At 60.1% G+C, this 12280-nt stretch carries 11 protein-coding genes; all 11 read right to left on the bottom strand.

All coding sequences use genetic code 11. From position 1 onward, the window contains the following. Nucleotides 1-56: 56 nt before the first annotated feature. Nucleotides 57-1352, bottom strand: a complete 1296-nt coding sequence (gene purD, locus JUI81_RS05020) for a phosphoribosylamine--glycine ligase (protein ID WP_019582268.1) — start codon at nt 1350-1352, stop codon at nt 57-59. Nucleotides 1353-1541: 189 nt separating this feature from the next. After that, entirely contained in the window at nt 1542-3149 is a 1608-nt protein-coding gene (gene purH / locus JUI81_RS05015; RefSeq protein WP_028940128.1) for a bifunctional phosphoribosylaminoimidazolecarboxamide formyltransferase/IMP cyclohydrolase, read from the bottom strand. A gap of 81 nt (nt 3150-3230) precedes the next feature. Next, nucleotides 3231-3551, bottom strand: a complete 321-nt coding sequence (fis, locus tag JUI81_RS05010; RefSeq protein ID WP_007907419.1) for a DNA-binding transcriptional regulator Fis — start codon at nt 3549-3551, stop codon at nt 3231-3233. Further along, nucleotides 3548-4558: a tRNA dihydrouridine synthase DusB gene (gene dusB, locus JUI81_RS05005; RefSeq protein ID WP_018928425.1), complete on the bottom strand. Its 1011-nt coding sequence runs from the start codon at nt 4556-4558 to the stop codon at nt 3548-3550. The genes fis and dusB overlap by 4 nt, the downstream gene beginning before the upstream one ends. A 185-nt stretch (nt 4559-4743) precedes the next feature. Then, nucleotides 4744-5982: a DUF3426 domain-containing protein gene (locus JUI81_RS05000; protein WP_204123882.1), complete on the bottom strand. Its 1239-nt coding sequence runs from the start codon at nt 5980-5982 to the stop codon at nt 4744-4746. A 30-nt stretch (nt 5983-6012) separates the two neighbouring features. Continuing rightward, nucleotides 6013-6891, bottom strand: a complete 879-nt coding sequence (prmA, locus tag JUI81_RS04995) for a 50S ribosomal protein L11 methyltransferase (protein ID WP_019582270.1) — start codon at nt 6889-6891, stop codon at nt 6013-6015. A gap of 335 nt (nt 6892-7226) precedes the next feature. After that, complete coding sequence (accC, locus tag JUI81_RS04990) at nt 7227-8585, bottom strand: acetyl-CoA carboxylase biotin carboxylase subunit (protein ID WP_007937211.1); 1359 nt, start codon at nt 8583-8585, stop codon at nt 7227-7229. 17 nt (nt 8586-8602) lie between these two features. Continuing rightward, nucleotides 8603-9067 (bottom strand): acetyl-CoA carboxylase biotin carboxyl carrier protein, encoded by a 465-nt coding sequence (gene accB, locus JUI81_RS04985; RefSeq protein ID WP_019582271.1) that lies wholly within the window; start codon nt 9065-9067, stop codon nt 8603-8605. 48 nt (nt 9068-9115) lie between these two features. After that, nucleotides 9116-9568, bottom strand: a complete 453-nt coding sequence (gene aroQ, locus JUI81_RS04980; RefSeq protein WP_007937215.1) for a type II 3-dehydroquinate dehydratase — start codon at nt 9566-9568, stop codon at nt 9116-9118. Nucleotides 9569-9700: 132 nt separating this feature from the next. Next, nucleotides 9701-11443, bottom strand: coding sequence for a protein-disulfide reductase DsbD (locus JUI81_RS04975; protein ID WP_019582272.1), 1743 nt, complete (start codon nt 11441-11443; stop codon nt 9701-9703). A gap of 200 nt (nt 11444-11643) precedes the next feature. Further along, nucleotides 11644-12012: a hypothetical protein gene (locus JUI81_RS04970; RefSeq protein ID WP_230175426.1), complete on the bottom strand. Its 369-nt coding sequence runs from the start codon at nt 12010-12012 to the stop codon at nt 11644-11646. Between the last annotated feature and the right edge of the window lie 268 nt (nt 12013-12280).

Here is a 12280-nt window from a genome sequence, read left to right as displayed (position 1 = left end):
CGGCGCCGGAATAGTCCGGCAAGGGCTGCAAGCCCTTGCCTGGCCGAGTGGATGGCTTATTCCTGATTTTCGCCACGCTCGCGGGCAATGGCGCGGTAGCCAATGTCCTTACGATAGAAGCAGCCTTCCCAGTCGATTTTAGCCGCCAGTTTGTAAGCCTGCTGCTGGGCTGCGTCGACGCTGGTGCCCATGGCGGTTGCGCACAGTACCCGACCACCGGCCGTCACCACCTGACCGTCCTTGAGTGCAGTGCCGGCGTGGAAGACTTTGCCTTCCAGTGCCGCGGCTGCATCCAGACCGTTGATGGCAACGCCTTTGGCGTAGTCACCCGGGTAACCGCCAGCGGCCAATACGACGCCGACGCTCGGACGTGGATCCCACTGTGCTTCGACCTTGTCCAGCGCTTGCGCCAGGGCCGCTTCGACCAGCAACACCAGGCTCGACTGCAAACGCAGCATCACCGGTTGGGTCTCAGGATCGCCGAAACGGCAGTTGAACTCGATAACTTTTGGGTTACCAGCCTTGTCGATCATCAAGCCGGCATAGAGGAAACCGGTGTAGACGTTGCCTTCCTCGGCCATGCCGCGCACGGTTGGCCAGATCACCAGGTCCATGACCCGTTGATGGACTTCGGCCGTGACGACCGGAGCCGGGGAGTAAGCGCCCATGCCGCCGGTGTTCGGACCGGTGTCGCCGTCGCCGACGCGTTTGTGGTCCTGGCTGGTGGCCATCGGCAGCACGTTCTTGCCGTCGACCATGACGATGAAGCTGGCTTCTTCGCCGTCCAGGAACTCTTCGATGACCACCCGGGAGCCGGCATCGCCAAACGCGTTGCCAGCGAGCATGTCGCGCACCGCGTCTTCAGCTTCAGCCAATGTCATGGCCACGATCACGCCTTTGCCGGCAGCCAGGCCGTCGGCCTTGATCACGATCGGTGCGCCTTTTTCACGCAGATAAGCCAGGGCCGGCTCGATCTCGGTGAAGTTCTGGTAGTCGGCGGTCGGGATCTTGTGACGCGCCAGGAAATCCTTGGTAAAGGCTTTCGAACCTTCCAGTTGCGCGGCACCCGCGGTCGGGCCGAAGCAATCCAGGCCACGGGAGCGGAACAGATCGACAACGCCTGCAACCAGCGGCACTTCCGGGCCGACGATGGTCAGGGAAACGTTTTTCTCCGCGAAATCTGCAAGCTGCTCGAGGGCGAGCACGTCGATGGCGACGTTCTCGCACTTGGCTTCAATGGCGGTGCCAGCGTTGCCCGGGGCAACGAACACTTTCTGCACGCGCGGATCCTGAGCCACTTTCCAGGCCAGGGCGTGTTCACGGCCACCGCTGCCAATGATCAAAACATTCATTTCAAAAACCTCGGATGACGCTAATTCTGTTTTGGAACCTAAAGCGCTTCACGCCGTAGGAGGTCGCAATGAAGCCGGTAGATACAAGGCGGAGTCGACCTTGATGAGCGGAGCTGCCTTTTGGCAATGAGCATCATCGAGGTCGGCTCCAACGCAGCAGATACCGGGTTCAGTGCGGCCGTTGTCTTATTAGTGACGGAAGTGGCGCATGCCGGTGAAGACCATGGCGATGCCGGCTTCATCAGCTGCGGCAATCACTTCGTTATCACGCATCGAGCCACCTGGCTGGATCACCGCAGTGATACCGACCTTGGCCGCGTTGTCGATGCCGTCGCGGAACGGGAAGAACGCATCCGACGCCATGACCGCGCCCTGCACTTGCAAGCCGGCATGTTCAGCCTTGATCGCGGCGATACGCGCGGAGTTCACGCGGCTCATCTGGCCGGCGCCGACACCGATGGTCTGACGGTTCTTGGCGTAGACGATGGCGTTGGACTTGACGTACTTGGCGACCTTCCAGGCGAAGATCAGGTCGTTGATTTCCTGCTCGGTTGGCGCGCGCTTGGTCACCACTTTCAGGTCTTCGCTGCCGATCATGCCGATGTCGCGGCTCTGTACCAGCAAACCGCCGTTGACGCGTTTGTAGTCCCAGGCCGGAACGCGGTCAGCCGACCACTCGCCGCAGGCCAGCAGGCGTACGTTGGCTTTGGCTGCCACGATGGCGCGGGCTTCTGCGCTGACGGATGGGGCGATGATCACTTCGACGAACTGACGCTCGACGATGGCCTTGGCGGTTTCAGCATCCAGCTCGCGGTTGAACGCGATGATGCCGCCGAACGCCGACTCGGTGTCGGTGGCGTAGGCCAGTTCGTAGGCTTGACGGATGCCGCCTTCGGCGTCCGGGCTCACGGCCACGCCGCACGGGTTGGCGTGCTTGACGATCACGCAGGCCGGTTTGACGAAGCTCTTCACGCATTCCAGCGCGGCGTCGGTGTCGGCCACGTTGTTGTACGACAGCTCTTTGCCTTGCAGTTGGGTCGCGGTGGCGATGCCGACTTCGGCTGGCTTGGCTTCAACGTAGAACGCCGCGCTCTGGTGCGGGTTCTCGCCGTAGCGCATTTCCTGAGCCTTGATGAACTGGCTGTTGAAGGTGCGCGGGAATTCGCTGCGGCCTTCGGTGCTGAGGGTTTCAGCCGCCTGGTTCACGGTGCCCATGTAGTTGGCGATCATGCCGTCGTAGGCGGCGGTGTGTTCGAAGGCCTTGAGCATCAGGTCGAAACGCTGAGCGTAGGTCAGGCCGCCGGCCTTGAGGCTTTCCAGAACGTTGGCGTAATCGCTGGCATTCACCACGATGGCCACGTCTTTGTGGTTTTTTGCTGCCGAACGGACCATGGTCGGGCCGCCGATGTCGATGTTCTCGATAGCGGTCGGCAGGTCGCAGCCTGGCTTGTTGATGGTGGCTTCGAACGGGTACAGGTTGACCGCTACCAGATCGATCGGCTTGATGCCGTGCTCGCTCATGATGGCGTCGTCGATACCGCGACGACCGAGGATCCCGCCGTGGATTTTCGGGTGCAGGGTTTTCACCCGACCGTCCATCATTTCTGCGAAACCGGTGTAATCCGCGACTTCTACTGCGGCAACGCCGTTGTCGCGCAGCAGCTTGAACGTCCCGCCGGTGGAGAGGATCTCGACGCCCAGGGCTTCGAGCTCTTTGGCGAATTCAAGGATCCCGGTCTTGTCGGAAACGCTGATCAAGGCGCGGCGGATCGGCAGGCGGGTAGTCTGGTCGGTCATCTCAATTTCCATCAAAAGCAAAGGAGTCAGCAAAAAAGGCGACCGGTTTTACGCGGGCGCCTTTCTGGTTTGATTGAATGCTTACAGCAAATCGTACTGCTTGAGTTTCTTGCGCAGGGTGCCCCGGTTCAGCCCGAGCAGCTCACTGGCCTTGGTCTGGTTACCCTTGACGTAGTTCATCACGCATTCGAGCAGGGGAGCCTCGACTTCGGAGAGCACCAGGTTGTACACATCCGTGACGGCAGCGCCCTCAAGGTGGGCGAAATAATTGTGCAGCGCCTTCTCGACACTCCCGCGAAGGGTCTGACCTTCTTCGCTCGGGGTATTGAGGTGCTGTTTCAAATTCACGTTGTCGCTCACGGGTGTTGTTCCACTCACTAAAGTCTCGGTCATCATCGTCATGCGGCCACCCCTTCTCCGTCCCCTGTCAGGCTCTTGTAACGTTCGGCGAAGAAGCCTCGAACGTAGGCGCATTGTGCTTCCGTATCTTCCAAACGATTGAAGTGGGCGCGAAACTCCCTGGCGCCCGGCAAGGTTGCGAGATACCAGCCCACATGCTTGCGAGCTATGCGCACGCCCATGACGTCGCCATAGAAGGCATGCAGCGCGGCCAGATGCTCAAGCAGAATACATTCCACCTCGATCAGTTCCGGTGCCGGGAGTTTTTCACCGGTACGCAGATAATGGTCGATTTCACGAAAAATCCATGGCTGCCCCTGGGCAGCCCGGCCCACCAACAGGCCATCGGCACCGGTCGCGTCGAGCACGTACCGGGCTTTCTCGGGCGAATCGATATCGCCATTGGCGAAGACCGGAATCGACACCGCCTGCTTGATCGCGGCGATGGTGTCGTACTCGGCTTCCCCGGTGTACAGGTCGGCACGCGTGCGGCCATGTACGGCCAACGCCGTGATGCCTGCCTGTTCGGCGATCTTCGCCACCGTCAGACCGTTCTTGTTCGCCCGGTCCCAGCCGGTGCGGATCTTCAGGGTGACCGGCACATCGACCGCAGCCACCACGGCCTGCAGGATCTCGGTCACCAATGCTTCATCTTTCAACAGTGCGGAGCCGGCAGCCTTGTTGCAGACCTTCTTCGCCGGACAGCCCATGTTGATGTCAATAATCTGTGCACCCAGTTCGACGTTGGCCCGGGCCGCATCCGCCAGCATCTGCGCATCTCCGCCGGCGATCTGTACCGAGCGGGGCTCGGGATCGCCTTCGTGGATCATGCGCATCCGCGATTTGCGGGTGTTCCACAAGCTCATGTCGCTGGTGACCATTTCCGAGACTACAAGTCCTGCGCCCAATCGTTTGCACAGCTGACGAAAGGGCTGGTCGGTGACGCCCGCCATGGGGGCGAGGATCAAGCCGTTGTGCAATGTATATGGACCGATGCGTACCGCCGACATAGGACTTCCCTGTTGTGGGGCCGGATCATGAGAGTTCGAAAAAGGGTTGGCATGATACCCGCTCTCGATGACTGGATAAAGGCTGAATTGAACAAAATCTGAACAACTAATTCGTTATCGCCAGCGGTTTGGTTTGAACGGTCAAAGTCAGGAAACCGCCGTCAAGCCTGCAACGCTTGAGTGTTTCACTCGGGCGAATGGAAGCTCAGGCTGTAGTTCACCGCTTTGGGGCCTGGGTCGAGAATGTCCAGCGCGATGTGGATCGGCGTTTGCGGCGGCATTTCGGCCAGGCCTTCGAGATCGCCGTTGAGGTACTCGCCGGGCTTGAAGCGGCGGCTGGCGATCAGGTGGCCGTTGAGGTCGGCAAAACGCAGCTCCAGCAGCGGGAACGGCTGGGAGAAGGGCGCACGGTTATAAATGATGGCATCGACCACCAGCGCCCCATTGAAGTCCGGGTGGCTGCGGACCACCAGATTGCTGCTTTTGACTTTCGCGATGTCGACCTTGGACGGCACTGTGCAGCCGATGTGCGGGCACAGTTGCTGGAACCACGGACGATATTGGTCCTGGCGCGCCAGTTCGTCGAAGTGGTAGGCGACGTATTGGCCGACGAGGCCGGCAGCGCCGAGCAGGATCAGCAGCAGCCAGAAAAAGCGCCGACCCCAGGGGGAGCGGCGTTTTTGCCAATCCAGTTGCAACGGGTCGTCGGTCAGGTCCTGTAGCGCTTCAGCGCGCATGGCCGGTTCGCTGCGTTCGCGTCGCTTGCGCAGAGGCTCGACGGTGGGCAGGTCATCGTCGATCTCATCGTCATCGGCTTTCGCCGACAGGGTGCCAAAAGGGATCGGGGCGTCGAGCGGGTCGTGCAGGCGCAGTTGCTGTATCTCGGGCTCATCGTCCAGCGGCACGGGCTCCATGGACAGCGAGGGCTCGGTGCGCGAGTGTTTGCTTGGCTCGATCGTCGGTTCGACCATTGGTGCTGGCGTCTGCGTGTCGGCGGCTTGCGCACGATCGGCGGCCGACTCACTGAAGAGACTGTCGGGCCAAGGGGCTTCGTCGTGTTCGGTGCTGTCGCGACGAGCGCTGAGGCTGTCTTCGCGAGGGCGACCGAACTCCGTCGTCGGCTGGATTTCCCGCTGTTCGAGCCGGGCGAGTTCTTCGTCCAGGTCCAGGCTGTCCAGGTCCATTTCGGCCGCGGTCCATTGCTTTTGGCTGATGGCCCGCTGCACGGGCGGTTCTACGGGCGCCGATGCAGCCGGTTTTACCGCTTCCTTGCCGGCCCGTTGCTCAAGCAACTGCTTGGCGGCGTTGAATACCTGCAAGCATGAGCCGCAACGAACCACCCCGCGGGCCACGCTCAACTGAGCATGGCTGACGCGGAAGCTGGTTTGGCAATGCGGGCATTGGGTGACGAAGCTATCGGTCATGCGGCAATCCGGTTTATGCAGGCGCTCATTCTAGCGCCGACGGCCAGTGATGCGTACCCAGCCGTCGCGATTGGCGATTGGGTCCAGATCGAAGTCGCGAGCGTAGGCGGCGGCGACTTCTTCGCCCTGTTCGGCGAGGATGCCCGACAGCGCCAGGCGACCGCCGGGCTTGACCAGGCTGGACAGTTGCGGCGCCAGGGAAACCAGCGGGCCGGCGAGGATATTGGCGACCAGTACGTCGGCTTGAACCTGCGGCAAATCTTCCGGCAGATAGAGCGGGAACAGCTCGTCGGCAATGTTGTTGCGTCCGGCATTGTCGCGGGAGGCCTCCAGGGCCTGCACATCGATATCGGTGCCGACGGCTTGTTTGGCGCCCAGCAACAGGGCAGCAATCGCCAGAATCCCCGAGCCGCAGCCGAAATCCAGCACGTTGCAGTCTTTCAGGTCCTGGCCATCGAGCCATTCCAGGCACAGCGCGGTGGTCGGGTGAGTGCCGGTGCCGAACGCCAGGCCTGGGTCCAGCAGCAGGTTCACCGCGTCAGGCTCAGGGGCGGCGTGCCAGCTCGGGACAATCCACAGGCGCTGGCCGAAACGCATCGGCTGGAAGCCATCCATCCAGCTGCGTTCCCAGTCCTGGTCTTCGATCACTTCGCTGTGATGCTCGGGCAGCGGGCTACCGGTCAGCAACTCCAGGTGTGCCAGCACGCTGGCGGCGTCAGTGCCGCCTTCGAACAAGGCCAGCAGGTGTGTGTGCGACCACAGCGGGGTGGTGTTGAGTTCCGGCTCGAAGATCGGCTGATCTTCGGCGTCCATGAAGGTCACCGACACGGCGCCCACTTCAAGGAAAGCGTCTTCGTAGGTTTCGGCTTGTTCTGGGCTGATGGCGAGACGGACTTGCAGCCAAGGCATGGCGGGCACCTTTGAAAAATATAGATTGCAGCCTAGCGGGCTGCGAGAAGCGCGCAAGTTTACGCGAGCGCGCGGCAGAAGACGACCGGGTTGCGATGCTCTGGAGTGAGCGGATTACTGTGGCGAGGGGGCTTGCCCCCGTTCGGTTGCGCAGCAGCCGCAAATCTGTTGAATGCGTTTCGTCAGGAAAACCTGTGGCGCATTGATAGGGACTGCTTCGCAGCCCAACGGGGGCAAGCCCCCTCACCACAGGATTTTGTATTTATCGATCAATCAACAATCCCCAGAAACAACAAAGCCGCCCGAAGGCGGCCTTGTCATGTTCCGGCTGAAGCTTAGTGCTTGTCGCCGGCCAGCTTGTGCTCGAGGTAGTGAATGTTCACCCCCCCTTTGCAGAAGCCTTCGTCACGGGTCAGATCACGGTGCAGCGGGATGTTGGTCTTGATCCCGTCGACAACGATTTCGTCCAGCGCATTACGCATGCGCGCCATGGCTTCGTCACGGGTTGCGCCGTAGGTGATCAGCTTGCCGATCAACGAGTCGTAGTTCGGCGGAACGGCATAGCCACTGTACAGGTGCGAGTCGACGCGAACGCCGTTGCCGCCTGGTGCGTGGAAATGCTTGACCGTGCCCGGGCTCGGCATGAACGTTTTCGGGTCTTCGGCGTTGATCCGGCATTCCAGCGCGTGACCGCGGATGACCACGTCATCCTGGGTGAACGACAGCTTGTTGCCGGCGGCGATGCTGAGCATCTCCTTGACGATGTCGATGCCGGTGACCATTTCCGATACCGGGTGCTCTACCTGGACACGAGTGTTCATCTCGATGAAGTAGAAGCGGCCATTCTCGTACAGGAACTCGAAAGTGCCGGCGCCACGGTAGCCGATGTCGATGCAAGCCTTGACGCAGCGGGCGAGGACTTCCTCGCGCGCGTTCTCGTCGATGCCCGGTGCCGGCGCTTCTTCGAGAACCTTCTGGTGACGACGTTGCAGCGAGCAGTCGCGGTCGCCCAGATGGATGGCGTGGCCCTGACCGTCGGAAAGCACCTGAACTTCCACGTGACGTGGGTTGGTCAGGAATTTTTCCAGATAGACCATCGGGTTGCCGAACGCTGCGCCCGCTTCGGAGCGGGTCAGTTTCGCCGAGGAGATCAGGTCTTCTTCTTTGTGCACCACGCGCATGCCACGACCACCACCGCCGCCAGCGGCTTTGATGATCACCGGATAACCGACTTCGCGACCAATGCGCAGAGCGGTTTCTTCGTCTTCAGGCAGTGGGCCGTCGGAGCCCGGGACGGTTGGAACGCCAGCGGCGATCATGGCGTGCTTGGCCGATACCTTGTCGCCCATCAGGCGGATGGTATCGGCTTTCGGGCCAATGAACGCGAAACCGGAGTTCTCGACCTGTTCGGCAAAGTCGGCGTTTTCCGCAAGGAAACCGTAGCCTGGGTGAATGGCGGTTGCACCGGTCACTTCAGCGGCGGCGATGATGGCCGGAATGTGCAGGTAGGAGTGAGCGGCGGAGGCCGGACCGATGCAGACGGATTCGTCTGCCAGGCCCAGGTGCATCAGCTCTTTGTCGGCCTTGGAGTAAACGGCGACGGTCTTGATGCCCATTTCCTTGCAGGCACGCAGAATCCGCAGGGCGATCTCACCGCGGTTGGCGATCAGAACTTTTTCCAACTTCGCAGTCATCAAAGGCTCTCCGCGATTCAAACGATGGTGAACAGCGGTTGGTCGTACTCAACCGGCTGGCCGTCTTCGACGAGGATGGATTCGATCACACCGCTGGCTTCAGCTTCGATGTGGTTCATCATCTTCATGGCTTCGACGATGCACAGGGTGTCGCCTTTCTTCACGGTCTGGCCAACTTCAACGAAGGACGGCGAGGACGGCGAAGATTTGCGATAGAAAGTACCGACCATCGGCGAACGGGCAACGGAGCCGTTCAGCGTAGGTGCAGCTGGAGCCGCAGGCGCAGCGGCAGCAACCGGAGCGGCGGCAGCAACTGGTGCCGGAGCCGGTGCATGCATCGGAGCCGGTGCGTAGTACTGCTGAGCCGGCGTCTTGCTGTGACGGCTGATGCGTACGGACTCTTCGCCTTCCTTGATCTCAAGCTCGTCGATGCCGGACTCTTCCAGCAATTCGATCAGTTTCTTAACTTTACGGATATCCATGAATCATCAACTCCCAAGGGTCGGTCAGGGGCGTTTAACGCTTGTTGTTCAAGCCGTTGCCTGTCTTTCAAGCTGCTCTAGTGCGGCCTCCAGGGCCAGTCGATAACCGCTGGCGCCAAGGCCGCAGATCACTCCCACCGCTACATCGGAGAAGTAAGAGTGATGGCGGAAAGGTTCGCGTTTATGCACGTTAGACAAATGCACTTCGATGAATGGGATGCTCACCGCCAGCAGCGCGTCACGTAACGCGACACTTGTATGCGTAAAAGCTGCTGGATTGATCAGAATGAAGTCCACACCTTCGCCGCGAGCAGCGTGGATGCGGTCAATCAATTCGTACTCGGCGTTGCTTTGCAGGTAAAGCAAATGGTGGCCGGCATTGCGCGCCCGCTGTTCCAGGTCCTGGTTGATTTGTGCCAGGGTGGTTGCACCGTAGACGCCCGGTTCCCGGGTACCGAGCAGGTTCAGGTTAGGGCCGTGCAAAACCAATAGGGTCGCCATCTGCTGCTCCTTTGTTATCTGTGTGCAATTGTCAGAACCCGGCGACTATGCCGCAAAGCCTTTGTGACTGTCCAGTTCTATGCAATAGGCAGCACGATGGCCGATGTTTGCGCGAAATATGTGACCGGGTGATTAAATCCGGTCATTTGCTTTCGCAACACGTTCGGCGAAGTCCGTGGCGTTTATCTCGCCGATCACTCGCACATCGGTGCGTTCGACGCCGTCCCTGCCGAAAAACATCAGCGCCGGAGGGCCGAACAGCTTGTAGCGGTCGAGCAGGGCGCGCTGTTCGGTGTTACTGGCGGTGATGTCGAAGCGGATTAGTCGATAGCCTTTGAGACGTTCGACGACGTTGGCATCGTTGAGCACTTGGTGTTCGATGACTTTGCAACTGATACACCAGTCGGCGTACCAGTCGAGCAGCAGCGGCGTGCCGGAGGATTTGGCGTCGGCGAGGGCGCGATCCAGTTCGGCTGGAGTGGTGATGGTTTGCCAGGTGCTGGCGATTTGCGGTTGCTGCTCGTTGCTGGCGACGATGCGCGGCTGGCCAATGGGGTTGAACGGATCGGACTGACCGCTGAACGCGCCGTACCAACAGGCCAGTGCATAAAATAGCAGAAACATCCCCAGCAATTGCCCCAGGCGTTTTCTCGGCGGCTTATAGACAAACTCCAGCGCGCCCATGAACAAACCGACGCCACCGGCGAGCAAGCCGATCAACAGTAAGGTGATCTGGCCCGGCAATACTCGGCTGAGCAAACCGATCGCGAGCCCCAGCAAGAGCACACCAATCGCGTTTTTCACGTAGATCAGCCACGGCCCGCTTTTCGGCAACCAGGCCGCGCCGCCAGTCGCTACCAGCAATAGCGGCGCGCCCATGCCCAGGCCAAGCATGAACAGTTTCAATCCGCCGCCCAAGGCATCGCCGCTGGCGCTGATGTATAGCAGTGCACCGGCCAGGGGAGCCGAGACGCAGGGCGAAACCAGCAGGCTCGACACCACGCCCAGCACCGCCGCGCCCCACAGTGAGCCACCTTCGGTGCGCCCGGCGATCCGGTCCAGGCGGCTGCTGATGGCGTAGGGCAGTTTCAGTTCGAACACCCCGAACATCGCCAAGGCAAACACTGCGAAAAACAGCGCGAACGGCACCAGCACCCAGGCCGATTGCAAGCGCGCCTGAAGATTAAGCTGTGCGCCGAACATGCCCATCAAGGCACCCAGCAGGGCGAAGCAGATGGCCATCGGCAGCACATAAGCCAGCGACAGGTTGAAGCCACGTAAACCGCCGATCTGCCCGCGCAGGACTACCCCGGAGAGGATCGGCAGCATCGGCAGCACACAGGGGGTGAAAGTCAGGCCGAGGCCTGCGAGGAAGAACAGCGCCAGTTCGCGCCAGCCCCAGGCTGTGGTCGTGGCACCGCTGCCATCAATACTCAGGCGCTCGGTCTCGGGCGGGTAGCACAGGCCTTTGTCGGCACAGCCTTGATAGGTCACGGCCAGCGTAAAGGCGCGGGAATCGGTGCGTGGCAGCTCTACATCGAGAATGCCGTGGTAAACCTCGACATCGCCGAAGTATTCATCGTGCTTTTGTTCGCCCTTGGGCAGTTGAGCCGCGCCGAGGCCAACGTCGGCCGGATCGGCGCGAAACTGGAAGCGATGGCGGTAGAGGTAGTAACCCTCGGTGGCGACGAAACGCAGCTTGATCGATTGCGGCGTACTTTCTACCAGGCTCAACTGAAAGGCTTCGCGCACCGGCAGAAAGTCGGCGCTGTTGTTGATCGAACCCAGGGTGGAACTGGGGCGACTGTCCAGCAACCCGGCGGCGGAGGCCGGGAGGGCGAGCACTAAAAACAGCAGGCAGAGCAAACGGCGCATGACAATCTCGCGTATTGGAGGTGCGGGCATGATAGCTGAGTGTGCAATGTATGCGACTACGCCGATCTTCCGTAGGCGCTGCCAAAGGCTGCGATATTTTGACTTTGATCTTCAACGCTCGATCCGCCGCCAGGATCAACATCACATGATCGCAGCCTTCGGCAGCTCCTGCAGGGAGGTGTTTCAGTCAGGCTTCGGGCTTACTTTGTTGGTTGATCGCTGGAGTGTTTACACAAGTTGATTGTTACAGGGGTGTAGTGGTTACTGTTGGTATGTCGAAACAGCGTGCTGCTGTGATACTCATAGACTTCCTGGTTGGTCGATACATTGATAGTTGAACCTTGGATATCGACCTTTATGGCTGGATCTCGGGTGACTAAAAACGGACCAGCGGTCTTGAGTTCAGACGCTATTTGCTCGTTGGATGTCAGTTCGCGATAGACATAGTATCGATAGCTGAACGGTACTGTTGCTCCGCCTCGATCATCTTTGACGCCGTAGATGAAGCCGTTTTCGCCAAGGGGTAGTTTAAGTACTACATCGGTCAGCACCGGGTTGCCGGAAGACATGAGCCATGTCCAGCCGATGTAAGCCAAGCATACAACTAGCAGGGAGGAGGCGACGATTGTGTATGCAGTTTTTTGAGTAGTTCCTGTATCGGGCGTTGATACACCAGGGGGCGACGTTGGAACTATCACGGGGCACTCCTGTGCACGCTCGATTGATTGAAGCGCTAAACTCTAGCATCAAAACGATGACTAAAAGCACCGTATAGATAAACAGGAGTTTTCATACAAAAACTCAGGTGTCGATAATCTTTCTCGTTGGTAGCGTTCA

The sequence above is a fragment of the Pseudomonas sp. 008 genome, from assembly GCF_016861935.1.
In the GTDB taxonomy this organism is placed as follows: Bacteria; Pseudomonadota; Gammaproteobacteria; order Pseudomonadales; family Pseudomonadaceae; genus Aquipseudomonas.
This window is presented reverse-complemented; position numbering and strand designations above follow the sequence as displayed.

What these genes read in the sequence shown, in the direction of transcription:
- purD (WP_019582268.1), bottom strand. Translation starts at nt 1,352, where the DNA reads ATGAATGTTTTGATCATTGGCAGCGGTGGCCGTGAACACGCCCTGGCC.
- purH (WP_028940128.1), bottom strand. Translation starts at nt 3,149, where the DNA reads ATGACCGACCAGACTACCCGCCTGCCGATCCGCCGCGCCTTGATCAGC.
- fis (WP_007907419.1), bottom strand. Translation starts at nt 3,551, where the DNA reads ATGACGATGATGACCGAGACTTTAGTGAGTGGAACAACACCCGTGAGC.
- dusB (WP_018928425.1), bottom strand. Translation starts at nt 4,558, where the DNA reads ATGTCGGCGGTACGCATCGGTCCATATACATTGCACAACGGCTTGATC.
- JUI81_RS05000 (WP_204123882.1), bottom strand. Translation starts at nt 5,982, where the DNA reads ATGACCGATAGCTTCGTCACCCAATGCCCGCATTGCCAAACCAGCTTC.
- prmA (WP_019582270.1), bottom strand. Translation starts at nt 6,891, where the DNA reads ATGCCTTGGCTGCAAGTCCGTCTCGCCATCAGCCCAGAACAAGCCGAA.
- accC (WP_007937211.1), bottom strand. Translation starts at nt 8,585, where the DNA reads ATGACTGCGAAGTTGGAAAAAGTTCTGATCGCCAACCGCGGTGAGATC.
- accB (WP_019582271.1), bottom strand. Translation starts at nt 9,067, where the DNA reads ATGGATATCCGTAAAGTTAAGAAACTGATCGAATTGCTGGAAGAGTCC.
- aroQ (WP_007937215.1), bottom strand. Translation starts at nt 9,568, where the DNA reads ATGGCGACCCTATTGGTTTTGCACGGCCCTAACCTGAACCTGCTCGGT.
- JUI81_RS04975 (WP_019582272.1), bottom strand. Translation starts at nt 11,443, where the DNA reads ATGCGCCGTTTGCTCTGCCTGCTGTTTTTAGTGCTCGCCCTCCCGGCC.
- JUI81_RS04970 (WP_230175426.1), bottom strand. Translation starts at nt 12,012, where the DNA reads ATGTCTTCCGGCAACCCGGTGCTGACCGATGTAGTACTTAAACTACCC.